General features: G+C 65.9%; 16 protein-coding genes. 13 read left to right on the top strand and 3 right to left on the bottom strand.

Annotated elements, in window-relative coordinates:
* Nucleotides 1-4 precede the first annotated feature (4 nt).
* The 6 genes from AC1MEM_RS01160 (at nucleotide 5) to AC1MEM_RS01135 (ending at nucleotide 7734) form a co-directional block, all read left to right on the top strand.
* On the top strand, nucleotides 5-391 hold the full coding sequence (locus AC1MEM_RS01160; RefSeq protein ID WP_499474867.1) for an RNA-binding S4 domain-containing protein: 387 nt from the start codon (nucleotides 5-7) through the stop codon (nucleotides 389-391).
* A 321-nt stretch (nucleotides 392-712) separates the two neighbouring features.
* Complete coding sequence (locus AC1MEM_RS01155) at nucleotides 713-1327, top strand: TetR/AcrR family transcriptional regulator (protein ID WP_499474866.1); 615 nt, start codon at nucleotides 713-715, stop codon at nucleotides 1325-1327.
* 59 nt (nucleotides 1328-1386) lie between these two features.
* A complete protein-coding gene (locus AC1MEM_RS01150) occupies nucleotides 1387-3177 on the top strand; it encodes an acyl-CoA dehydrogenase C-terminal domain-containing protein (protein ID WP_499474865.1) in 1791 nt (596 codons plus the stop codon).
* Between the two features lie 16 nt (nucleotides 3178-3193).
* Nucleotides 3194-5590 carry a 3-hydroxyacyl-CoA dehydrogenase/enoyl-CoA hydratase family protein gene (locus tag AC1MEM_RS01145; RefSeq protein WP_499474864.1) on the top strand — a complete coding sequence of 799 codons (2397 nt, stop codon included), beginning with the start codon at nucleotides 3194-3196 and terminating at the stop codon, nucleotides 5588-5590.
* A 25-nt stretch (nucleotides 5591-5615) separates the two neighbouring features.
* A complete protein-coding gene (locus tag AC1MEM_RS01140; RefSeq protein ID WP_499474863.1) occupies nucleotides 5616-6812 on the top strand; it encodes an acetyl-CoA C-acyltransferase in 1197 nt (398 codons plus the stop codon).
* 148 nt (nucleotides 6813-6960) lie between these two features.
* The gene (locus AC1MEM_RS01135) at nucleotides 6961-7734 is read left to right on the top strand and encodes an enoyl-CoA hydratase (protein ID WP_499474862.1); all 774 of its coding nucleotides are present in this window, start codon (nucleotides 6961-6963) and stop codon (nucleotides 7732-7734) included.
* A 241-nt stretch (nucleotides 7735-7975) separates the two neighbouring features.
* On the opposite strand, the gene AC1MEM_RS01130 is transcribed toward AC1MEM_RS01135, so the two are convergent.
* A complete protein-coding gene (locus tag AC1MEM_RS01130; protein WP_499474861.1) occupies nucleotides 7976-10006 on the bottom strand; it encodes an MHYT domain-containing protein in 2031 nt (676 codons plus the stop codon).
* A 165-nt stretch (nucleotides 10007-10171) separates the two neighbouring features.
* Nucleotides 10172-10570 (bottom strand): hypothetical protein, encoded by a 399-nt coding sequence (locus AC1MEM_RS01125; protein WP_499474860.1) that lies wholly within the window; start codon nucleotides 10568-10570, stop codon nucleotides 10172-10174.
* A gap of 269 nt (nucleotides 10571-10839) precedes the next feature.
* Between AC1MEM_RS01125 and AC1MEM_RS01120 the strand changes: the two genes are divergently transcribed.
* The 7 genes from AC1MEM_RS01120 to AC1MEM_RS01090 all read left to right on the top strand — a co-directional run bounded on the left by AC1MEM_RS01120 (nucleotide 10840) and on the right by AC1MEM_RS01090 (nucleotide 21259).
* Nucleotides 10840-13251: a sensor domain-containing protein gene (locus AC1MEM_RS01120; RefSeq protein WP_499477533.1), complete on the top strand. Its 2412-nt coding sequence runs from the start codon at nucleotides 10840-10842 to the stop codon at nucleotides 13249-13251.
* A 199-nt stretch (nucleotides 13252-13450) separates the two neighbouring features.
* Entirely contained in the window at nucleotides 13451-15097 is a 1647-nt protein-coding gene (acpA, locus tag AC1MEM_RS01115) for an acid phosphatase (protein WP_499474859.1), read from the top strand.
* Nucleotides 15098-15478: 381 nt separating this feature from the next.
* Complete coding sequence (locus tag AC1MEM_RS01110) at nucleotides 15479-16237, top strand: DUF4142 domain-containing protein (RefSeq protein ID WP_499474858.1); 759 nt, start codon at nucleotides 15479-15481, stop codon at nucleotides 16235-16237.
* Between the two features lie 233 nt (nucleotides 16238-16470).
* Nucleotides 16471-17046: a DNA-3-methyladenine glycosylase I gene (locus AC1MEM_RS01105; RefSeq protein WP_499474857.1), complete on the top strand. Its 576-nt coding sequence runs from the start codon at nucleotides 16471-16473 to the stop codon at nucleotides 17044-17046.
* Nucleotides 17043-18698, top strand: a complete 1656-nt coding sequence (gene mnmC1, locus AC1MEM_RS01100; RefSeq protein WP_499474856.1) for an FAD-dependent 5-carboxymethylaminomethyl-2-thiouridine(34) oxidoreductase MnmC1 — start codon at nucleotides 17043-17045, stop codon at nucleotides 18696-18698. The genes AC1MEM_RS01105 and mnmC1 overlap by 4 nt, the downstream gene beginning before the upstream one ends.
* Before the next feature lie 96 nt (nucleotides 18699-18794).
* Nucleotides 18795-19532, top strand: a complete 738-nt coding sequence (locus AC1MEM_RS01095; RefSeq protein WP_499474855.1) for a sensor histidine kinase — start codon at nucleotides 18795-18797, stop codon at nucleotides 19530-19532.
* On the top strand, nucleotides 19529-21259 hold the full coding sequence (locus AC1MEM_RS01090; RefSeq protein WP_499474854.1) for a tetratricopeptide repeat protein: 1731 nt from the start codon (nucleotides 19529-19531) through the stop codon (nucleotides 21257-21259). The genes AC1MEM_RS01095 and AC1MEM_RS01090 overlap by 4 nt, the downstream gene beginning before the upstream one ends.
* A gap of 181 nt (nucleotides 21260-21440) precedes the next feature.
* Here AC1MEM_RS01090 and AC1MEM_RS01085 read toward each other — a convergent pair whose 3' ends face one another.
* Nucleotides 21441-24728, bottom strand: coding sequence for a patatin-like phospholipase family protein (locus AC1MEM_RS01085; RefSeq protein WP_499474853.1), 3288 nt, complete (start codon nucleotides 24726-24728; stop codon nucleotides 21441-21443).
* Nucleotides 24729-24785: the final 57 nt, after the last annotated feature.

Below are 24785 nucleotides of genomic sequence, written 5' to 3'. Positions count from 1 at the left end.
GGGTATGGACAAGGACAACGGCAGTGTGCGCATCGACAAGTGGCTGTGGGCGGCGCGTTTCTTCAAAACCCGGTCGATGGCGGCCGATGCGGTCGAGCGCGGGCGGGTGCGTATCGGCGGCGAGCCGGTGAAGCCGGCGCGGGCCGTGAAGGTGGACGACATGATTGCCATCGATAACGGGTCGGATCGCTGGGAAGTGGTGGTGCTCGGGATTTCCGATAAACGCGGCGCGGCGCCCATTGCGCGCCTGTTGTACAGCGAGACGGAAGAAAGCATCGCCAAGCGCGAGAACGATTCGGAGGCTCGCCGCTTGTTTCCGGAGCCGGGGAGTACGATCAAGGGGCGGCCGACCAAGCGGGACCGGCGGGCGATATCGAAGGCGGCGGGGTGATGCCAGTTACGGTGGATCGTCGTTTCGTAGGGTGGGCCGGGCCGCGATCGGACCCCGTGCCCACGCGGAACGCGATGTCATCGGCGGCGTCGGCATGGCAAGCATCGAGCCACGTGTACGTTAAAGCAAGTCAACACAGCTCACCCGTCCGCGTGGGCACGGGGCGCCCACCCTACCGTTCCGCGTGGGCACCGGCCGCCTCCACAATAGAACCCCACCTCTAGATTCCCGTTTGACATTCAACGCCCGATAGATAATAGTACGCTCGTTCGGATTTTTCGATTCACGCAGGGGAAACGTATCAACACTTCAGCAAAATTCATGCGCAAGGGCGAGCAGACGCGGGCAGCAATTCTCGACGTCGCGCTCGAGCTCGCCAGCCGTAACGGCCTGGAGGGCCTGACCATCGGCTTGCTGGCGGATCGCATGAACATGAGCAAGTCCGGCGTGTTTGCCCACTTCGGCTCGCGCGAAGACTTGCAGATGGAAGTACTCAAGCTCTACCACCACCGTTTCGAGCAGGAAGTCTTCTTTCCCAGCGTGAAAGAAGCACGCGGCTTGCCGCGCCTGGAATCGATGTTCGCGCGCTGGGTCAAGCGGGTATCGGTCGAAATCGCGTCGGGCTGCATTTATATCAGCGGCGCAGTGGAGTACGATGACCGGCCGGGCCCGATCCGCGAGTCGCTGGTGTCGATGGTGCGTGCCTGGCAGGGCGCCCTGCTGCGCGCCGTGCAGCAAAGCATCGACCACGGCGCCTTGCTGCCGGATACCGACCCGCAGCAGCTGGTCTACGAGATGTACGGGTTGATCCTGGCCCTGCACCACGACGCACGTTTCCTGCGCGTCCCCGGCGCGCTCGAACGCGCCAACCGCGGCTTCGCGCGGCTGATCGAGAACTACCGCAAGCCCGTTCAAAGCAATCATCAACGCAACTGAGCCGGCCTCGCGCCTGCTCTTCAGTTCCAAATAAATATCACCTTCATCAGGAGAACACCATGGGTCAGTACGTCGCGCCACTTCGGGATATGCAGTTTGTGCTGCACGAATTCCTCAACGTCACCGAAGAGTTCAAGAACCTGCCTGCATATCAGGAAATCGACGCCGACATCATCAACCAGGTGCTGGAAGAAGGTGCGAAATTCACCCAGGAAGTGCTGTTCCCGCTGAACCATTCGGGCGACCGCGAAGGCTGCCATTTCGACGCGGCCACCAAGACCGTGACCACCCCGAAGGGCTTTAAAGAAGCGTATAAACAGTATGTCGAAGGCGGCTGGGCGGCGCTGGCCTGCGATCCGGAATACGGCGGCCAGGGCCTGCCGGTCTCTCTGAACAATTCGTTCTACGAGATGCTGAACTCGGCCAACCAGGCCTGGACCATGTACCCCGGCCTGTCGCACGGCGCCTACGAGTGCCTGAAGGAACACGGCACCGACGACCAGAAGAAGTTTTATCTTCCAAAACTGGTCTCGGGCGAGTGGACCGGCACCATGTGCCTGACCGAAGCGCATTGCGGCACCGACCTCGGCCTGCTGCGCTCGAAGGCGGAACCGCAGGGCGACGGCACCTATAAAATTACCGGCTCCAAGATCTTCATCTCGGCCGGCGAACACGATGTCGCCGAAAACATCATCCACCTGGTGCTGGCGCGCCTGCCGGACGCACCAGAAGGCTCGAAGGGCATCTCGCTGTTCCTGGTCCCCAAATTCCTGCCGAACGCCGATGGCTCGCTCGGTGAGCGCAACCCGATCTTCTGCGGCGCCATCGAAGAGAAGATGGGCATCCACGGCAACGCCACCTGCCAGATGAACCTGGACGGCGCCGTCGGCACCCTGATCGGCCAGCCCCATAAAGGCCTGAACGCGATGTTCGTGTTCATGAACGCCGCCCGCCTCGGCGTCGGCATGCAGTCGCTCGGCCTGACCGAAGTCGCTTACCAGAACGCCCTGGTCTACGCCAAGGACCGCATCCAGATGCGCAGCCTGTCGGGCCCGAAAGCACCGGACAAGCCAGCCGACCCGATCATCGTGCACCCGGACGTGCGCCGGATGCTGCTGACCGCCAAGGCTTACGCCGAAGGCGCCCGTGCAGTGTGCTCGTATGTCGCGCTGCAGATCGACCGCGAACTGAACCACCCGGACGAAGATGTCCGGAAAGAGGCCGCCGGCGAGATCACGCTGCTGACCCCGATTGTGAAAGCCTTCATTACCGACAATGGCTGGATCGCGACTTCGGAAGCGATGCAGGTCTACGGTGGCCACGGCTACATCAGCGAGTGGGGCATGGAGCAGTACGTGCGCGATGCGCGCATCAACATGATCTACGAAGGCACCAACACGATCCAGTCGCTCGATCTGCTGGGCCGCAAGATCCTGATGGACAACGGCGCCAAGCTGCGCGCCTTCGGCGAGAAGATCAAAGCCTTCGTCGAAGAAAACGGCCTCGATGAATCGATGTCCGAATTCGTGACCCCGCTGGGCGAACTGGGCGACAAGGTCGGCAAACTGACCATGGAAATCGGCATGAAGGCCTTCACCAACCAGGACGAAGTGGGCGCCGCCGCCGTGCCTTACCTGCGTGTCGTCGGCCATATGGTGTTCTCGTACTTCTTCGCGCAGATGGCGAAGATCGCGCTGGCCAAGAAAGACTCGGACGACAAGTTCTATGAGTCGAAGCTGGCCACCGCACGCTTCTACTTTGCCCGCCTGTACCCGGAAACCGCGATGCTGATCCGCCAGGCACGCTCGGGTTCCGCCAACCTGATGGCGCTCGACGCCGACCTGTTCTAAGCAAGGGATAAAAACCATGACCAATTTCACCGTCAAGAAAGTCGCCGTGCTGGGCGCGGGCGTGATGGGCGCGCAGATCGCTGCGCACTGCGTCAACGCCAAGGTGCCTGTCGTGCTGTTCGACCTGCCTGCAAAGGAAGGAGCAAAGAACGGCATCGTCCTGCGCGCCATCGAGAACCTGAAAAAACTCTCGCCTGCACCGCTCGGCAACAAGGACGACGCCTCGCTGATCGAAGTGGCGAACTACGAAGACAACCTCGACGTGCTGGCTGGCTGCGACCTGATCATCGAAGCGATCGCCGAGCGCATGGACTGGAAACACGACCTGTACGCCAAGGTCGCGCCGCACATCGGCGCCAACGCCATCTTCGCCTCGAACACCTCGGGCCTGTCGATCAACAAGCTGGCCGAAGGGTTTAACGAAGAACTGAAGGCGCGCTTCTGCGGCGTCCATTTCTTCAACCCGCCGCGCTACATGCACCTGGTCGAACTGATCCCGACCACTAGCACAAGCCCGGAAATCCTTGACCAGCTCGAGACCTTCCTGACCTCGGTGCTGGGCAAGGGCGTCGTGCGCGCCAAGGACACGCCGAACTTCATCGCCAACCGCGTCGGCATCTTCGGCATGCTGGCCACCATCCACGAAGCCGAGAAATTCGGCCTGTCGGTGGACGTGGTCGACGATCTCACCGGCGCCAAGCTGGGCCGCGCCAAGTCGGGTACCTTCCGTACCGCCGACGTCGTCGGCCTGGACACGATGGGCCACGTCATCAAGACCATGCAGGACACCCTGCAGGACGACCCGTTCTTCAGCCTCTATAAAACGCCGGACGTGCTGGCCAAGCTGATCGAGAAGGGCGCCCTGGGCCAGAAAACCGGCGGCGGCTTCTACAAGAAGGTCGGCAAGGACATCCAGCGCCTCGACTTCGCCACCGGAGAGTATGTCGCCGGCGGCGGCAAGGCAGCCGACATCATTGCGCGCATCCTGAAGGAAAAGGACCCGGTCAAGAAGTTCAAGGCGCTGCGCGAATCGACCAATCCGCAGGCGCAGTTCCTGTGGGCGATCTACCGCGACGCTTTCCACTACATCGCCGTCCACCTCGACACCATCGCCGACAACGCGCGCGACATCGATTTCGCGATGCGCTGGGGCTTCGGCTGGAGCGTCGGCCCGTTCGAGACCTGGCAAGCCGCAGGCTGGACGCAGATCGCCCAGTGGGTCAAGGAAGACATCGACGCCGGCAAGGCGCTGACGAATACCCCGCTGCCAGCCTGGGTCTTCGAGGGACAAGTCGCCGAGAAGGGCGTCCACACCGTCGAGGGTTCCTACTCGGCCGCATCGAACAGCTATGTGCCGCGTTCCAACCTGGCCGTGTACGAGCGCCAGGCCTTCCGCGCACCGGTGCTGGGCGCAGGCGTGACGGATGCAAAAACCGCCGGCACCACCGTGTTCGAGGACGACTCGGTGCGCCTGTGGCACTCGGGCGATGAAGTACTCGTCATCTCGCTCAAGACCAAGATGCACGTCATCGGCGACGGCGTGATCCAGGGCCTGAAACGCGGCCTGGCGGAAGCCGAAAAGAACTTCAAAGGCCTGGTCATCTGGAATACGGATGCGACCGAAGGCGGTGCCTTCTCGGCCGGCGCCGACCTGCAATCGGCCCTTCCTGCCTTCATGGCCGGTGGCGCGAAAGCGATGGACCCGATCGTCAAGGAACTGCAAGACACCTTCATGCAGATGAAGTACTCGAACGTGCCGGTGGTGGCCGCAGTGGCCGGCCTGGCGCTGGGCGGCGGCTGCGAGATGGCCCTGCATGCCTCCAAGCGTGTGGCGGCGATCGAGTCCTACATCGGTCTCGTCGAAGTCGGCGTCGGCCTGGTGCCGGCCGGCGGCGGCCTGAAGGAAGCGGCGGTGCGCGCCTTTACGGAAGCGAAGGGCAACGACATCCTGCAATTCCTGAAGACCGGTTTCACCAACGCCGCCACCGCGCAAGTGTCGAAGTCGGCGCTGGAAGCCAAAGCCATGGGCTACCTGAAGGAAGACGACATCATCGTCTTCAACGCCTACGAGCTGCTGCACGTGGCGAAGGTGCAGGCGCGCGCGATGTTCGACGCCGGCTACCGCGCACCGTTGCAGCGTCCGGTGACCGTCACCGGCCGCTACGGCTGGGCGACGATCCGCGGCCAGCTGGTCAACATGCGCGACGGCGGCTTCATCTCGGCCCACGACTACAAACTGGGCGACATGATCGCCGAGATCGTGACCGGCGGCGACGTCGACCAGGGCAGCGTCGTGTCCGAGCAGTGGCTGCTCGACATGGAACGTAAAGCCTTCATCGAACTGCTGAACAACCCGAAGACGCAAGAGCGGATCATGGGCATGATGCAGACCGGCAAACCAGTGCGTAACTAAGCCGCGACAGAACAGGACTACTGACATGAGCAAACAACTTCAAGACGCATACATCGTCGCAGCGACCCGCACCCCGATCGGCAAGGCGCCGCGCGGCATGTTCAAGACCACCCGCCCGGACGACCTGCTGGTCGCCGCGATCCGCGGTGCGATGGCCGCCGTGCCGAACCTGGACCCGGCACTGATCATCGACGCCATCGTCGGCTGCTCGTTCCCGGAAGCCGAGCAGGGCTTCAATATCGCCCGTAACTCGGTGATCCTGGCCGGCCTGCCGAACACGGTCGGCGGCGTCACCGTCAACCGCTACTGCGCCTCGGGCATCACGGCGCTGGCCATGGCGGCGGACCGCATCCGCGTCGGCGAAGCCGACGTCATGATCGCCGGCGGTGTCGAATCGATGTCGATGGTGCCGATGATGGGCCACCACCCATCGATCAACATGGACACCTTCAAGGACGAAAACGTCGGCCTCGCCTACGGCATGGGCCTGACGGCAGAAAAAGTAGCCCAGCAGTGGAAAGTGTCGCGCGAAGACCAGGACGCATTCGGCCTGGAATCGCACCGCCGCGCCATCGCCGCCCAGCAGGCGGGCTTCTTCAAGGACGAGATCACGCCGGTCGAGATCGTCACCCGCACGCCGGACCTGGCCACTGGCGAGATCTCGGTCACGCGCCGTACCGTGGACCTGGACGAAGGCCCGCGCGCCGATGCCAACCCTGAGGGCATGGCCAAGCTGAAGCCGGTCTTCGCCGCGAAAGGCACCGTCACCGCTGCGACCTCGTCGCAGATGTCGGACGGCGCCGGCGCGCTGATCGTCGTCAGCGAAAAGATCCTGCGTGAGCACAACCTGACCCCGCTGGCCAAATTCTCCTCGTTCGCCGTGCGCGGCGTGCCGCCGGAGATCATGGGTATCGGCCCGAAGGTCGCGATTCCAGCGGCGCTGGCTGCGGCCGGCATCACCCAGGATCAATTGGACTGGATCGAGCTGAACGAAGCCTTTGCCGCGCAGGCGCTGGCCGTGATCCGCGACCTGGGCCTGGATACGTCGAAGGTCAATCCGATGGGCGGCGCGATTGCGCTGGGCCACCCGCTGGGCGCCACCGGTGCCATCCGCGCCGCGACCGTCGTGCACGCACTGCGCCGCAACAATCTGAAGTACGGCATGGTGACGATGTGCGTTGGCGCCGGCATGGGCGCGGCCGGTATCATCGAGCGCGTTTAATTGAGATGGTGGCCGTGTCAGCCTTCGCGTTGACTCGGCCGGTGCGTATCACCGCGTGGGCACAGGGCGCCCACCCTACGATTTGGTAGGGTGGGCGCCCCGTGCCCACCGTCTTTCGTGCCCCCGAAAACCCTGGAGACAAAAAATCATGAGCATTCAAACGACCAAGACCAACGGCATCCTCACCATCGAATTCAACCGCCTCGAGCGCAAGAACGCCATCACCGGCGCCATGTACCAGACGATGGCCGACGCCCTCTTGGAGGCCGAGCAAGACCCCGCCGTGCGCGCCGTCCTCATCACCGGCAAGCCCGAAATCTTCACCGCCGGTAACGACCTGGACGACTTCCTGAACAACGCCGGCGAAGGCGCCATGACCGAAGACCGTCCCGTCTTCCAGTTCATGAAAGCGCTGGAGGGCTGCACCAAGCCGGTCGTCGCGGCCGTCGCCGGCGCCGCCGTCGGCATCGGCACCACGATGCTGATGCACTGCGACCTGGTCTACGCGGCCGACAACGCCAAATTCTCGATGCCGTTTACGCAGCTCGGCCTGTGCCCGGAATTCGCCTCCTCGCTGCTGGTCGCGCAAGCCGCCGGCTACACCCGCGCCGCCGAAAAGCTGATGCTGGGCGAGGCGTTTACGGCCCAGGAAGCCTTCGAGATGGGCATCGTCGCGCGCGTGGTCCCAAGCGCCGAGCTGCTGGCCTTCGCCCAGGGCCAGGCCGCCAAACTGGTGGCCCTGCCGGCCGCCTCGATCCGCGCCACCAAGGCCCTCATGCGCCGTCCACGCGCAGCCGTTGTCGCCGAGACGATGGCAGTCGAAAATAAACAGTTCGGCGCGATGCTGGTCGGCGCCGAAGCGAAGGAAGCGTTTACGGCCTTCTTCCAGAAGCGCAAGCCGGACTTTTCGAAGTTCGATTGAAGGCAATCCGCCGCGGCGCCCACCGCGGACGATCGCCAGGAGTGCGGTTGCTCAGCGCGGCGACGGCACCGGTTGCATGCCCGCGGCGGAAATCGGCGCTGATGTGATGAGGAAATTGGTGCCGGTATATTTCCCGACCGCCGACGCCGGTAGGGCAGCGAAGCTGCCGTGTCCTTGCGAACGAGACCATCTTCGCTCGCCCGTATGACAGGCGTTTGACCGCTCCGTGACAGGCGGGTGACTACTGGACCCGCTTCGGCTCCGGCAGCGGCTGCGGCACCCGGCTGTCGCACAGCGTCAGCACCGCGCGCACCAGTTCGGCCGGCGCCACCGGTTTCGACAGGTATTCGTCGAAACCCGCTTCCAGCGAGCGCAGGCGGTCTTCGCGGCGCGAGAAGGCGGTCAGGGCCAGGGCGCGCACGCTGGCCACCTGCGGGTTGCCCGACGCACGCACGCGGCGGATCAGTTCCATCCCGTCCATGCCCGGCATGCCGATGTCGCTGACCATCAGGTCCGGTTTCAGGCGGTCGATCATCTGCAGGGCTTCGTAGGCGGTCGAAGCGGTGACGATGGTGGCGGCCATGTCGGCCAGCACGTAGTGCACGATGTCGAGCGAATCGCGTTCGTCGTCGACCACCAGGATCGTCCGCCCGGCCAGCGCGCCGCTGCTGGCGCGCACGGCGTCGAGGTCGTGCGGCTTGAGCAGGCAGTCGGGTAGGCCCGGGACGTCGGCGTCGCTGCCCGGCAGCGGCATGGTCAGCGTGAACGTGGCGCCGTGCCCTTCGCCGGCGCTGGCCGCGGTGAGCTGCCCGCCCTGGAGTTCGACCAGTTGCTGGGCGATCGACAGGCCCAGGCCAAGCCCGCCGTGGCGCCGCGTGGACGAGGAATCGGCCTGGCGAAAGCGGTCGAAGACATAGGACAGGAATTCCGGCTTGATGCCGATGCCGGTGTCGGCGACCTCGATGACGATGGCATCCTGCACCCGCTTCGAGCTGACGCGCACGGCGCCGCCGGCGGGCGTGAACTTGATTGCATTCGACAGCAGGTTCGTCATCACCTGCTGCAGGCGCCCGGCGTCCGCCGCCAGCGGGCCGGCATGGCTTTCGATCAGCATGTCGAGGCGCACGCCCTTGGCCAGGGCGATCGGGCGCACGGTTTCGACGGCGGCGGCGATGAAGTCGGACGGCCAGGTGCGGTCGACCTCGATGCGCACCTTGCCGGCGATCAGGCGGCTCATGTCGAGCATGTCTTCGATCAGTTGCGACTGCGCGCGCGCATTGCGTTCGATCGTCTGCAAGCCGCGCAGCAGCATCTTTTCGTCCTTGCCGCCGTCCATCAGCAATTGCGCCCAGCCGAGCATGGCGTTGAGCGGCGTGCGCAGTTCGTGCGACAGCGTCGAGAGGAATTCGTCCTTCATGTCGGACAGGCGCTCGGCCTCCACGCGCGCCTTCTGCTCGTGCAGGTACAGGGTCTGGCGTTCGGCCGAGGTGGCCAGCGAGGCGGCCAGGATGCGCGAGCGGTCCGCCAGGCGCGAGTCGTAGACGGCGACCAGGGTGGCGATCGTCAGCAGCAGCAGGGCCGTGACCGTCACCATTGCGGCCAGTAAATCCTGGCTGATGCCGATGTTCGCTTCGAGGCAGATGCTGCCCGGGTTGAAATGCGCCGCTTCCATGCCGGTGTAGTGCATGCCGACGATGGCGCCGCCCATCACGACGGCGGCGGCAATCTGGGCCAGCTTGCCGTGCTGCATGCGATGGCGCAGGTGGAAGGCCAGCCACAGGGCGCCGGCCGAGGCGCCGATCGCGATCAGGACCGAGAGCGCAAACAGCAGCGGGTCGTAGTCGATGCCCGGACGCATGCGCATGGCCGCCATGCCGGTGTAGTGCATGGCATTGATGCCGATCCCCATCAACACGGCGCTGAGCGCAAGGTGGGTGACCTGAGGGGTGGCTTGAGGACTGGACTGGGACGCCGGACCGCTGATCTGCGACAGCGCCAGCAGCGAGGCCAGCACCGGCAACAGCCAGGAAACGAAGGTCATTGCCACGTCATAGCCGACCGGGAAGGGAAGGCGGAAGGCCTGCATGCCGATGAAGTGCATCGCCCAGATGCCGCTGCCCATGGCAAAGGCGCCCCCGGCCATCCACCAGCAGGTGGCGCGGCCGTGCGAGTGGCGCACGCGTTCGGCCAGGCTCAGCGCGGTGTACGAGGCATACACCGCGACCAGGATCGACACCACGACAAGGGTGGGTTCGTAATGCCCAAGAGACATGGCAAATTGAAGAAAACGACGAGGGAACCAGTCTACACGGCGACGGCTCAGGACGCATTAGATTTCCCCTCGGCAACTTGCGCTTGGGGCGAGGACACAACAGGTGGTGGAATGGAGCGGTCCAGCTCGGGGAAACAGCGCCTTGCCTGGCGCGCGGGGGAAGGACTAGTGACGCAGGATCAGGGTTGCCATCGCCGCCACCAGGCCGGCCGCCGCCAGGGCCCAGGGACCGATGCGCATGATCTCGCCGGAATGCCCGGCCCGTAAGGCCAGTGGACCGTCGAGCGGGCGCCACCCTTCCTGCTTGGCGGCAGCGGCGCGTGCGGCGGCCGCTTCCTGTTCGTAGAGGGTCGAGAAGCGTTCGAGGTCGAGCGGATTGAGCGTCGCCATGTAGGCAACGACCTGGTCGTGCTGGTCGAGCCGCACCTGGTACCGGTTGCGTCCGTTTGCCACCGCATTGCGCAGGTGGGCGGCTTCGGTTTCGACCAGGTCGCGCACGCTTTCGCGCGTGATCGCGGCCAGCGCGATCCTCGGTCGTTCAACGCTTCGTCTGTCAGCTTGCACGTGCTGTCTCTCTTGGCATTTCCATCTGGAGGAACAGTCTACGCCGGCGCCCGCCAGCCTGCCAACACGCTTGGCTTGTTGGCCTGTGAGCAAGACGGCAACGATGCGTGAGGAAGCGTCTCAAAATTTCTACAAAGAAAGGAATATTTCGTCCGATTACCAGAATACCATTTAGTCCCCGCGCCAGGTGCGCTAACCTGAGCGGCTTGCCGCATTCGGCCGGACAGACGTGGTGGATACGGCAACACATGGAAACTGAATTGAACGACATGACAAAGACGGCGGACCTGGCGCGGCTGGCCGAAGAAAACACCGCCCTGATCGAAAATTCCCTGGACCTGATCGCCCTCATCGACGCCGATGGCCGTTTCCTGCGCCTGAACGCGGCGACCTTCGACATCCTCGGCTATCGGCCTGAGGAGCTCGTGGGGCGGTGCTACTTCGAATTGCTGGGCGTGGAAGAACGCGGCCTGTTCGAGAACCTGCGTTCCGAGCTGCGCGCCGGGATGTCGACCCGTCACGACCTGCAGAGCCGCTGGACGCGCAAGGACGGGCGCGCGATCATGATGTCGATCTCGGTGCGCTGGTGCGCGCTCAGCCAGGTGACCTATGCGACGGGACGCGACATCACCGAACAGCATGCCGCGCGCGCGGCGCTGGACAAATCGCAGCAGCAGATGCAGGTGATGCTGGAGAGCATCGGCGACGCCTTCTTCGCCGTCGACCGCAACTGGCGCGTCACCTATGCCAACCGCAAGGCCGGCAACTTCGTCAACGTCGACGCCGCCGTCGTCATCGGGCGCGACCTGCTCGAGGTCGCGCCCGACCTGCGCTACTCTCCCTCGCTCGGCTACTACCGGCAAGCCATGGAAACGGGCGTCGCCTGCGCCTTCGAGACTTATTGGGAACCGTCCGGCACCTGGATCGAGGCCCGTGCCTACCCGAGCGAGGACGGCCTGTCGGTGTACTTCCACGACATCAGTTTCAAGCACCACGCCGAACAGGCGCTGAGGAAGAGCGAGCAGCGCTTTCGCAGCCTGTTCCAGCAGGCCGCCGACAGCATCGTGATCGCCGACCGCGACCTGTTCATCGTCGCCGCCAACAGCCGTGCCTGCACTGTGTTCGGGTATACGGAAGAAGAGTTCCTGCGCCTGCGCGTGCCCGACATCGACAGCGGCTGCACCTACTCGACGGACCTGGCCCTCGCACTCGAAGATGGGCAGACGCAACTGCTGCGCATCAACAAGCGGCGCAAGGACGGCACGACCTTCCCGGCCGACGTGCACGTCTCGCGCTTCGAAGATAACGGGCAGGTGTACTTCCAGGCCATCATCCGCGACGTCACCGAGCGCGAGGAAACGCAAAACCGGCTGCGCGAACTGGCCACCCACGACACGCTGACCGGCTTGCCGAACCGCGCACTCCTGAACGAGCGCGTGCAGCACCTGCTCGATACCTGTCCGCACGAGGGCACGGTGGCGACGATGTTCCTCGACCTCGACCGCTTCAAGGAAGTGAACGACTCCTTCGGGCACGAGTTCGGCGACATCCTGTTGTGCGAAGTGGCGGCCCGGCTGCGCCGCGTGATCCGCCCGGGAGACGTGATTGCCCGCCTCGGCGGCGACGAATTCGTGATCGCCGCCCATTGCGGCAGCGGCCGCGCGGCAGCCGCGCGCATCGGCGAGAAACTGCTCGACGTGCTGACCGCGCCGATCACCATCGCCGGGCAGGACGTGATCATCGGCGCCTCGATCGGCATCAGCCTGTTCCCCGCCGATGGCCGCACGAAGGAACATTTGTTCCAGGCGGCGGACACGGCGATGTACCGCGCCAAGGCGGCGGGGCGCAACCGCACCCGCTTTTTCGAACCCGAAATGGCCTTCGCCACCCGCGAACGGATGGCGCTGGAAACCTCGCTGCGTCCGGCGCTGGCGCGCGGCGAGTTCGAACTGCATTACCAGCCGCGCATCAACTTGCGCAGCATGGACATGGTCGGCATGGAAGCGCTGATCCGCTGGAACCATCCCGAGCGCGGGCTGGTTTCGCCGGCGCAGTTCATTCCGATCGCCGAAGAGACGGGGCTGATCGCGCCGATCGGACGCTGGGTGCTGATGGAGGCCTGCATGCAGACGCAGCGCCTGATGACGGAGTTCAGGCGCGAGATCTGCGTCTCGGTGAATGTCTCGGCGCGCCAGCTGGCGCATGCGACCTTTGTCGGCGAAGTGCGCCAGGCTTTGCAGGAGTCCGGCATCGCGCCGCATTGCCTCGAGCTGGAACTGACGGAAAGCGCCCTGATCGCCGACATCGAGCGCACCGCGCTGATGCTGCAGGAACTGCACGAGCTGGGCGTGAAGCTGGCGGTCGACGATTTCGGGACCGGTTATTCGGGCCTGGCCTACCTGCGCAGCTTCCCGATCGACGTCCTGAAACTCGACCGCTCCTTCGTGCTGCAGGACGACGAGCGGATCAGCGCCTTCGACTTCGTCAAGGCCTTCGTCGACATGGCGCACGCCCTGAAGCTGGCGGTCGTGGCGGAGGGCGTGGAGACGGCGGAAGTGGTCGAGTTCCTGCGCTCGGCCGCCTGCGACGAAGCCCAGGGGTATCACTTTGCGCGGCCGCTGCCCTTGGCGGCATTGCGCGAGCGACTCGCGGCCGAAGCGCACCGTAGGGTGGGCTCTTGAGCCCACGCGTTCACGGCATGCGTCGTGCAGACCTTGCACGAAGCGCTACCTTCGCCGTCTCCATATTGCCGCGTTGACGCTACCGTCGCAACGCGTGGGCTCGAGAGCCCACCCTACGTTACGCAGCTGCCGTCAATATTTTCAGTGGGCAAGAAAAAAGAGATAATCGCGGCCTTACTCCTGGCAACGAAAGCATCCCATGCACGACCGCGACTCCGCCGACCCCTCCGCGCAAGCGCCCGCCAGCCCATCGCGCCGGCGCATCTTCCAGGCGGCCGCGGCCGTTGGTCTCGGCGCCGGGCTGGCGCCGGCCGCCGAGTCCGCGCCGCGCCATGCCGGCAAGCCGGCGTCCTCGCTCGATGCCAAGCTCAAGGCGCACGTGAAAAACGTGGTCGTGATTTATCTCGAGAACCGCAGTTTCAACAACCTGTTCGCCGATTTCCCCGGCCTGGCGGCGCCCTTGCCGGCCAGCGCGCCGCAGGTCGACCGCGACGGTTCCAGGCTGCCCGTGCTGCCGAAGATCTGGGGCGGCATGGTGCCGGGGCGCCAGGATGTCGGCGGCAAGGATTACCTGATCGGCGAAGACAAGATCGTCAACCTGCCGAACGGACCCTGGAAACTGAGCGACGGGGAGGGCAAGCCGCTGCCCGAAGCGCTCGTCACGCGCGACCTGGTGCACAATTTTTATCACAACCAGATGCAGATCAACGGCGGCCGGAACGACGGTTTCGTCGCTTGGGGCGATTCCGGCGCGCTGGTGATGGGCCATTACGGCGAGACGGGTAAAAACCTGGGCCTGTGGCAGATCGCGCGCGACTACACGCTGTGCGACAACTTCTTCATGGGCGCCTTCGGCGGCTCCTACCTGAACCACCAGTTCCTGATCAGCGGTCGCACGCCGGAATTCTTCAACGCACGCGAGACGCCGGCGAAGAAAAAGATCGCCGTGCTGGAGGACGGTCCGCTGGGCAAGCGCCTGGCGGTGGCGCCGGACTCGCCGAAGTCCGCGTTGGACGGCAAGCCGAAATTCGTCAACAACGGCCCGATCACGCCCGATGGCTATGCGGTCAACACGATGGCCCCGCCTTACCAGCCGAGCTGGGTGCGCCCGGCCGCGGGCGGCGACCTCCACGCCGCCGATCCGCTCGACCCCTCGGTACTGCCGCCGCAAAATTACGACACGATCGGCGATTTACTTTCGCGCGCGAAAGTGAGCTGGGCCTGGTATGGCGGCGCCTGGCAGGCGGCGATCGACGGGCGCGGCGCCGGCCAGCGCCCGAACTTCCAGCACCACCACCAGCCCTTCAATTATTTCCGCCAGTTCGCACCCGGCACCGACGCGCGCGCGCAGCACCTGCGCGACGGCGGCCTCGGCGACAGCCCGATCTCGAACCGCTTCATTGCCGACGTGGTTGCCGGCAAGCTGCCGGCCGTCGCCTTCTACAAGCCCCAGGGCAACCTGAACCTGCACGCGGGCTATTCCGACATCGAATCGGGCGACGCCCACGTGGCCAACGTGATCGAGCACCTGAAAAAATCGCCGCAGTGGAAGGATATGGTGGTCGTCATCACCTTCGACGAAAACGGCGGCTGGTGGGACCACGTGGCGCCGCCCGAGGGCGACCGCTGGGGCCCGGGTTCACGCATTCCGGCGATCATCGTCTCGCCGCATGCGAAGAAGGGAGCAGTGGACCACAATTTCTACGACACCACCTCGATCCTGCGCTTCATCACCCGCCTGCACGGCTTGCCGCGCCTCGAAGGTCTGGCCGCGCGCGACGCCGCGTTTGCGGCACGCGGCGCGCGCGGACCGGGCGACCTGACGGCTGCGCTCAGCTTCCGCTGATAAAGGCTGGGGTCAGGTCTGACATTTAGACACGGCCTCAACGATAAAGGCTGGGGTCAGGTCTGACATTTAGACACGGCCTCAACGATACCAGGTCGAGTAAGGCAGAGTTCGTGTCCGAATGTCAGACCTGACCCCAGGTCTGCAAAGCCGGCCCCTGCGCCGGTTTTTTTGCGCCTGTTGTTTTGTTGATATTGCCAAAAGGCTACCGCGCGCTAGGTTCCGGAACCCGGCGATACACTGCCCTTTGGCTCGAATGCGCAGCCAGGTCGCTGCTGTCTTCACGGCGCGGCAGTTGCGCAGAGTTGCCGAAGTCATTGAACAGGAGCGGCGCATCGGAGACGTGGCGCTGGTTCCTTCCCCAACCCCCAGGAGAGCATCATGCAAAAAAATAAAGCGTTGAAAGGACTGCTCGCCGTTTCGGCCGCAGCCGCCATGTTCGCCACCTTTGGCGTACAGGCCCAGACCCCTGTCGTCGGAACCAAGGCCGGCTCTGAAAAAATGACCGATGGCCGCCAGTCCGACATGGCCGGTAAAAACAGCGCGGGCATGGCAGGTCACTCGACGTCGGGCCAGAGCGGCGCCGGCATGAGCGGCAGCACCGGCACCCACGCAACCGGCATGGCGGAAACCTCGTCGGGCCAGTCGGGCACCGCGGGCGCCACCGCTTCCGGCGCCACGAAGATGAGCAAGACCGACAACAAGGCCATCATGGACATGGCGATGGTGAACATGGCCGAAGTCGAGATGGGCAAGATGGCGCAAAGCAAGAGCCAGAATGCCGAAGTCAAAACCTTCGCCCAGCAAATGATCGACGATCACACCAAGGGCCTGAGCGAAGTGCAAGCCGTGGCGCAAGCCAAGGGCATCACCCTGCCGACCGAACTCGACGCCAAGCACAAGGCCATGTCGGCCAAGCTGGCCAAGCTGGAAGGCGAGAAGTTCGACCGCGAATACATGAAGGTGGGCGGCACGTCCGGCCACAAGGAAGCGCTCGCGATGCTCAAGAAGAACGAGAAGAACGCCAAGGACGCCGACGTCAAGGGCCTGGCAACGAAGATGATGCCGACGGTGGAACAGCACCTGAAATCTGCCGAGCAAATGCCGGCGAAAAAGTCGGGCACGACCTCGGGCAAATAAGCGTAGGGTGGGCGGCTCCGCCCTGCTACTCGCGCATTGTTGGCGCGAACGCCGCCCACGCGTTCAACGCACGGATGAAATGGCGAGGCGTGTCACGAAGCCGCCGTGAAGTGCGGTGTCGTGATACATCGCGCCATGTCCGCGTGCGTTGAACGCTTGGGCGGCGCTGACGCAGCGTCAATTCGCATCGCCGGGTGGAGCCGACCACCCTACGTCTGACGTATACTTGCGCCATGACGACCCACCGCTGCAGCTGGGCCAACCCGGCCAATCCCCGCTACCTCGACTACCACGACCACGAATGGGGCGTGCCCTGCCATGACGAGCGGCGCCTGTTCGAAATGCTCAACCTGGAAGGCGCCCAGGCCGGCCTGTCCTGGGAAACCATCCTTAACAAGCGCGACAGCTACCGCGCCGCCTTCGACGACTGGGATCCCGAGAAAATCGCACGCTACGACGACGCCAAGGTGGCCGAGCTGCTGGCCAATCCCGGCATCGTGCGCAACCGCCTGAAAGTGGCGGCGGCGATTGCCAATGCGCGCGCCTACCTGGTCTTGCGTGCCGAAGGCCAGACGCTCGACAGTTACCTGTGGGCCCATGTCGATGGCGAGCCGCTGGTCGCGCACTGGCCGGACGGCACCCGTCCAACGAAAACGGCGCTGTCGGACCGCCTCTCGAAAGACCTGTCCAAACGCGGTTTTAAATTCGTCGGCTCGACCATCGTCTACGCCTACATGCAGGGCATCGGCATGGTCGACGACCACGCTCCGCAGTGCTTCCGTTTTTCGCATCCTGCAGGGCCGGCGTGAACCCGACGCGTCTCTGGCAGGGCCGCGAACGCTACACGGTATTCGATACGGCATATGGCGACGGGACGCGTGCCGCCGCGCTGATCAGGGCCTGGCGTAACGATGACGAGCGGCCCGCGCACCTGCACATCGTGGCCCTCGCCGACGGACTGCTGCCGGGCTTTCACCGCATTCCGCAGGCGCAAGAGGGTGTCACGCTCGACTTGCTGAGCGCGCCGTTGGACGCGGCGTTAACCCAGCTGGCGGCGCGCCTCGATTTCGTCCAATTGTCCGGCTTGCGCGGGCCGAACGCCGGTTTTGCGCGCGGCCTGGCGCGCCTGGCCGCGCCGGATGCCCGTCTCGCCTTCGACTGGCTCGAGCAGGAACAGGTGGCGGCCCTGATGGCGCAAGGCTTCGTGTTCGAAGCTGGCGGCGCGCGCTTTGCCAGCCGCAAGCCGCGCCAGCCCCTGGCGCCGGTGCCTGCACGCGAAGCCATCGTGATCGGCGCCGGCCTTGCCGGCTGCGCGGTGGCCGAGCGCCTGTGCGCGCGCGGCTGGCAGGTGACGCTGATCGAACGCCATGCCGGCCCGGCCCGTGAAGCATCCGGCAACCTGGCCGGCACCTTCATGCCGCTGCTCTCGAAAGACGACAACATCCCGACGCGCCTGACGCGCGCCGCCTACCTGTACGCGCTGCGCTACTGGGACCTGCTCGGCGGCGTCGGCACGGCCATCGAAGGCGCCGCCTGCGGCGTGATGCAGCTTGCGCGCGACGCCCAGCACGCCGCGGCTTCGCGCGCGATCGCCGCCGCCGGGCACTATCCGCGCGGGTTTGCCGAATGGCTGGAAGCGGAGCCGGCGGCGGCGCTGCTCGGCCTGCCGGCGCCGGATGGCGCCTGGCTGTTCCGCCAGGGCGGCTGGGCGCGTCCCGGCAGCGTGTGCGAGGCGATGCTCGCTGCCTGCGGCGAGCGCCTGACCCGGCGTTTCGGCGCCGGCAACGTGACGCTCGAACGGGTTGGCGACGAGTGGGAAGTGCGCGGCGCCGGCGGCACGATCGCGCGCGCGGCCACCGTGGTGCTGGCGGGCGGCGCGGCCTCGACGCAGATCGCACAGGCGTCGCGCCTGCCGCTGTCCGCACTGCGCGGGCAGGTGACGCACCTGGATGCCGCGACGCTGCCGCAGGTCCCCTTCGTGCTGTGCCGCGAAGCCTACCTGACACCGGCGGCCAAGGGCATCGCCTGTGCCGGCGCCACCTACGACCTGGATGACGATCCGGGGCTGCGCGCGTCGAGCCACCAGGAAAACCTGGAGCGCTTGCGCGCACTGGTTTCAAATCCGGCGGCGGGGCAGGGCGCGCCCTTGCGCGGGCGTGTCGGTTTTCGCAGCGTGGCGCCGGACCGGCTGCCGCTGGTCGGCGCGCTGCCGGACTTCGACGCCGCCGGCGGCGCCGAGCGCCTGCGCGACCTGCCGCGCCATCCCGGTGTATATAGCCTGCTCGGCTATGCCTCGCGCGGCCTGATCTGGGCGCCGCTGTGCGCCGAACTCCTCGTGGCGCGCCTGGAAAACGAGCCGCTGCCGCTGGAGGCAACACTGGTCGACGCCCTCGATCCGGCCCGCTTCGTGTTGCGTGCACGCCGCACCGGACGGGTTCCACCAATATTTGCGCCCGATTAAGCGGATTCGCGCCGGCGCAAGCCAAACCTCCGCCCAAGGTGTGCGTATAATTAACGCAAGGCAACTTTTCGCGCCACTTGATGGCGCCCCGCATGGATGAGACCCGTGGACGACACCGCACACTCCCAGGACTTGCTCCTGTTCCTGGCCTCGACTGCCCACGACATGAAGAACTCGATCAGCGTGCTCTCCGGGACACTGGAGCGCCTGCTGGCCGACGCCGGGCCACGGACCGAAGGGACGCACGTCCACGCCGATGCAGCCTATCCGCAAATGGCGCAGATGCTGTACCAGACGCGCCGCCTGAACGACAACCTGATGCAGCTGCTGGCGCTGTATAAACGGGTCGGGACGCCCGAATACCCGTTCGACGTGCAGCCGATCGAGGCCGGCCAGCTGCTCGACCAGGTCGTCGCGCTGGGCGGCGTACTGCTGGACGCCAAGGGCATCGTGCTCGAGGTCGAGGCGGACCGTGACCTGATCTGGCATCTCGACGAAGACCTGATCGTCGGCGTCGTCTCGCACGCGGTCAACAATGCCATGCACTACACGCGCGACCGCATCCGGCTGTCGCTGCGCGAGGTCGACGGCCAGCTTGACATCCGGGTCGAGGACAATGGCGCCGGATATCCGCAGCCGCTGCTGGCGGCCGGCGCGGCGGGCTTGCACGGCGCCGCCAGCGGCATCGACTTCCGCACCAACAGCGCGGGCCTCGGCCTGTATTTTTCGCGTGAAGTCGCGCGCATGCACCGCCACCGCGGCCGCGAGGGCAGCGTACGCCTCGAAAACGGCGGCGCGTTTGGCGGCGGCTGTTTCATACTGAGCCTGCCATGAACGCGCCCGGCACAAGCTCGCTCATCACGAACACGCCCGCCCAAACGAAGGCCGAGCCGATCGACTGGGCCGGCAAGAACTACCTGGTGGTCGACGACTTCATCGGCGTGCGCCAGCTGCTGCGCGAAAGCCTGCGCAGCCTGGGCGCCAGGAACATCGACCAGGCCGCGAGCGGCGGCGAGGCCATCGGCCTGCTGGCGAAGACCCGCTACGACGTCGTCCTGTGCGATTTTAATTTAGGCGACGGCAAGAACGGCCAGCAGGTGCTGGAAGAAGCGCGCGTGCGCAACCTGCTGCTGCCCTCGAGCGTGTGGATGATGGTGTCGGCCGAAAAAAGCGTCGAGTCGGTGATGGGCGCGGCCGAACACCAGCCCGACGCGTATCTCGTCAAGCCGATCACCGAAGGCGTGCTGCTCACGCGCCTGAACCGCGCCTGGCACCGCAAGCAGGTGTTCCGTCCGATCGACCAGGCATTCGCCGAGAGGGACTACCTGCGCGCGGCGCGCCTCTGCGACGAACAGATCGAAGCGAGCCGCGTGCACGAAGTCGAGCTGCTGCGCATGAAGGCGCGCCTGATGGAGAAGAGCGGCGAGCCGGAAAAGGCGCGTGAAGCCTATGAACGCGTGCTGGCCCAGCGCGAATACCAGTGGGCGCGCGCGGGCCTGGCCAAGATCCGCCTCGCGAACGGGGAGTTCGAGGCGGCGCGCCAGATGTTCCAGGGCGTGATCGCCGAGAACCGCTATTACATCGACGCCTACGACCAGCTGGCGCTGGCCTACCAGGGCATGGGCAAGTTTGAGGAAGCCTGCTCGATCCTCGAGCGCGCTGCAAAACTGTCGCCCAATTCCGTGCCGCGCCAGCGCAGCCTGGGGCAGATCTGCCTGAAGCTGGGGAACATCGGGCTGGCCGAAAAGGCCTTCCGCAAATGCATCGCGGTCGGCGAGTACTCGGTGCGGCGCACGCCCGACGCCTACCTGGGCCTGGCGCGCGTCTGCGGCCTGAAAAACGATCCGAAGGAAGCGCAGGCCTGGCTGGCGGCCGCGCAGCGCATGTTTGGTGAACTGAGCGGCGAAGCCCACCCCGACATCGACCTGCGCGCCAAGATCACCGAAGGCCTGGTGTATCACGAGAGCGGGGATTATCGCCGCGCACGCAAGGCCGGCGACGAACTCGAGGCCTTGCTCGGCGCCCGCGAAGAGCGTCCCGACACGGCGACCTGCCTCGAGATGGCGACCCTGCTGTTCGCGGTCGGCGTCAAGGAAGCACCGAGCGAGCTGCTTTGCTACGTCATCCGCAACAACCACGACAACGCGCTGCTGCTCGATGAGGTGCAGGCGATCTTCGACAAGGCGAGACTGGCCGACGAGGGCGGGGACTTGATCCGGGCCTCGAAGAAGGAAGCGGCGGATTTGATGAACCAGGGCGTGCTGCTCTGGAAGACCGGCAAGCTGCAGGAAGCCGTGGACTGGATGCGCGAAGCGCGCGCCAGGCTGCCGAACAACCAGCGCATCCTGTTCAACGCCGCCCAAGTGCTGATCTCCCACATGCGCGAGCAGGGCCATGACGAAGCGTTAGCGCTCGAAGCGAACGCCGTGCTGACCCACGTCGACCGCCTGCAGCCGGGGCAGCAGCGCTTTGCGCAGCTGATGGAGCAGCTGGTGGCGCTGGCGCCGAAGGAAGCGGCGGAGCCGGAGGCGGCCGACGCGCCGGTCGATACGACGGCGTAGGTGGGCGCCCCGCGCCCACGCGGTTACGTGCGCATCATGTGGACTCGTGCGGTGAAGCGTCGCTCGAAACGCCACGCCCGGCTGCGGGGCCGTTGCATACGCCGCGGAGCGAAAAATCCCCGCCGGTGGCAAATGGATACGTGCGTCCCGCGTGGGCGCGGGGGCGCCCACCCTGCAAAACCTAACGGAACTGATCGCGCATCTCGCGCTGCGGAACGGTGATCGGCGTCACCGGCTCTCCAGACAACCCCGCCGCCACCCCATGCTCGCGCAGCAGATGAGCGCACAGCTTCGCTACATCATGCCCGCCGCCGGCACGGCTTGAGGCCGCCGCCGCCTTTGCCAGCGCCGCCTTCGTGATGTGGTAGCCGAGCGCGCGGTAGCTCTCGAACTGCGCCTCGTCGAACCACTGGTCGGCCGTGCCCTGATGCGGGTAGTCCGGGTTCGCCTTGCGGTAATTGAGTACATCGGCGTTCTCGGAGCCGACGATCGCCGGCTTGATGTACAGGAGGGTGCCATCGAGGCCGTCCGGGTCCACATGGCTGTAGCGGATCGCGCCGACCGCGCAGCTGGCGCCGCACAGGCCCGTGGTTTTCACGATGTCCATCTTCGTCACATCGACCTCGATGCTCACGTGCAGGTCGGTCGCGCATTTGCGGATCGCGTTGCCGAGGTCCTCGAAGGCCATCGTCTTGTCGCTGGCGACATCGACCGCGACGATCAGGCGGCAGCGGCGGCGCACCAGTTCGTAGATGCCCAGGTTTTCGAAATGGCCGCCGTCCGACAGGTAGACGTAGTTGGCATCGGCATTCGTCATGCCGAACAGTTCCGCGATGAGGCTGAACAGGCCGATGCCGGGCGAGGAACGGGTCCAGTTCGATTTCAAGGGATTCGGGCACCAGCGCCCGAGGCGCACGTTAAACATCGTCATCAGGAAGTTCAGTGGCGGCGACGAGTGGGTGCCCATGTTCGGGCTGGCGGCGGCGCCGGACAGGGCGACCGCCATGCCGAGCCGCACGTGGGCGTCGTCGTCGCCGGCGTTGGGCCCCGAAGCGTATTCGCGCGTCGGCCGGTAGATGCCGCGGCGAGCGTCGTGCAGGCCGCTGCTTGCGCCCTGCGCCGGCATGCGCGGCATCTCGAAGCCGCAAAAGCGCGGCGTCAGCACGAACGAAGCGGCCTTCCGCGTCTGCCAGGCCAGTTCCTCGCCGCTGACCAGGTTCAGGGCCGTGTTGACGATGTGGTAGGGACGCTGGTTTTCCATCTCGGCCAGCTGCGGGTCGTCCGCGGGATCGAAACCGGTAAAGGGATGGGGTTTGCGGTGCGCGCTGCTGGCGCCGAAATAGGCGCGCACCAGGCGGTTCCGGTACAGCATGTAGAGCGAGAATTTGTTGATGTCGACGCGCCAGCCCAGCAGCAGGGCCGCGCCCAGGAAGCAGCAAAAGGCGACCACCAGCGTGGTGCCGTCCGTCGCCAGGGTCGCGTTGGCGTGGGCGGCGTAGACGCAGCGCAGCGAGACCGGCTCGGGGCAGGCGATCCGCGGGGTGGCGACCACCAGCTGCACCAGGTTCGACAACAGGGCGAAGATGCCGATCGTGAAAAAGTAGGGCGCCAGGCGCGCGGCGATCTCGCGCTTGGCGCAGTTGCCGTCGCGCGAACCGGTGGCGCTGCCGCTGCCGGCCTTCAGGCCGATCAGGGTCATCACCAGCCAGCCGATCGCGGTGCCGGCGTTGGCGATCGGATCGTAGGTCAGCCAGGCCCAGTGCAGCAGCGGGGCAAAAAAGAAGGCGACGCCGAACATGATCAGCCAGGCCAGCGAGAAGATCGAGGACCAGGCGCCTTGCCGGCTCCACCATTCGCGGCTGGCGTCGCTGTACAGGGACCCGATCAGGCCGATCATCAGCGTCATCGTCACCGAGAACAGCGTCATCATCAGCGGCATGCCGAAGGTGCCGAGCGCGATGGCGTTGTTGAGGATCGGGTGTTCCTGGGGATTGGGCAGCAGCGCCAGGCCGACCAGCAGCAGCAGGGTGCCGGCCGCAAGGGCGCCGATCGCGCAGGCGAAGTGGCTCAGGCCCTCGATCAGCTCGTTGCGCGAGATGTCGGGACTCGGGCGATGCAGGCGCAGCCGCTGTTCGAGCGCCAGCGCGGCACCGCACACCACCATGAACGCACACAGCGCCGGGCAGATGCGCCAGGCCAGCAGCTGCCCGACCTCGAGCGTCAGCAGGTGCGCCACCGCAGCGGGCGCGAACTCGAGCGCCGCCGCCAGCGACAGCCCCGTCACCAGGGCCGCGCCGGCACCGCACAGCACATAACCGGCCCCGCGATAGGGACTGGTGCGGTCGTGCGCCAGGTACCAGCCGCTGGCCCAGACGACGAAATACACCAGGCCCGGCACCAGCAGCCAGCCGGCGCCCCAGCCGCGAAAGCGCACCGGCAAGCCTTCTTCCCACAGCACCGGCACCACGCCGCCATGGCGCCACAGGCCGATGCTGACCAGGAAGCCGGCGGCGAGCAGCGGCAAATTAATGCAGCGCAGGACGGCGCCCTGCTCGAGCGGAAAACGGCGCAGGCCGCGCGAGCTTTCCGGTTTGCTCGAGATGGACAGCGCGATGCAGAACACGGCAAACAGGAACAAGCCCGTGCCGCCCAGCCAGATCGCGTCCGACCAGCTTGCCCACGGACCGCCCGGCTTGACGACGCGGTGTACGGCCCAGACCGCGAAGCGCGGCAGGATCAACAGGGCGCACAGCCAGGCCACCAGCATCGCGAGGTTCAGGCAGGTGTTGCGCACATAGGTGCCGATCAGGGTCCAGGTGTCGGCGCTGAAGGTGCCGCTTTTCGGCGACAAATAATTGCTGTACTGGCGCAGGAACTGGATTTCGACGGGTTCGGCCGCCACCGCCTGGCCGGCCGCGCCGGGCGTCAGCAAGGCTTCGACGGCGGCGACGTCGCCGCGCCGTTCGCGGATGCATTTGGAGAGCCAGCCGCCGATAAAACCGCCGCCCGAGACGGTCGACAGGTAATCGAAGTCGCGCAGCAGGCGCAGTTCGGCGAGCGCCTGCAGGGCGCCAAGATTGAACGTGGCGCTGCGCACGCCGCCGCCCGAGAGTGCCAGGCCGGCCAGGTGCGCCCCATGGGCCTGGGTCAGGAGGGCGCAGGTGGCGGCCGGCTGCACGTCTTCCGGGCCGCCGCTGGCACCCCCTGGGCCGGGGCGCAGCAGGCCGAGTTCATTTTGAAAGACTTCGCTGAAGACGCTGCCGCCGCAGGCGTTCAGGCGGCGCCAGGTCGCCTCGTCGAGCGGGCCGCCACATGGCAGGCCTTGCTGGCGGCGGAAGGCGGCGATGGCGCCGGTCAGTTCGTCGAGCCGGTTGGCGCCAGGGGGGACCGGGCAACCGGCGCTGTCGAGCTTGCGCCGCAGGTCGGCAACCTGCTCGGCTTTAAGACGGGAAAAATCGATGGTGGACATGCCGGTCTCCAACAGGGAACGCGGCGGCCGGCTGCCCCGGCCGCGCTCTCAAGTTCA

This window comes from Telluria sp. AIW5 (assembly GCF_056680575.1).
Note: the sequence above shows the minus strand (reverse complement) of the source record. Positions and strands in the feature narration are given on the sequence as shown.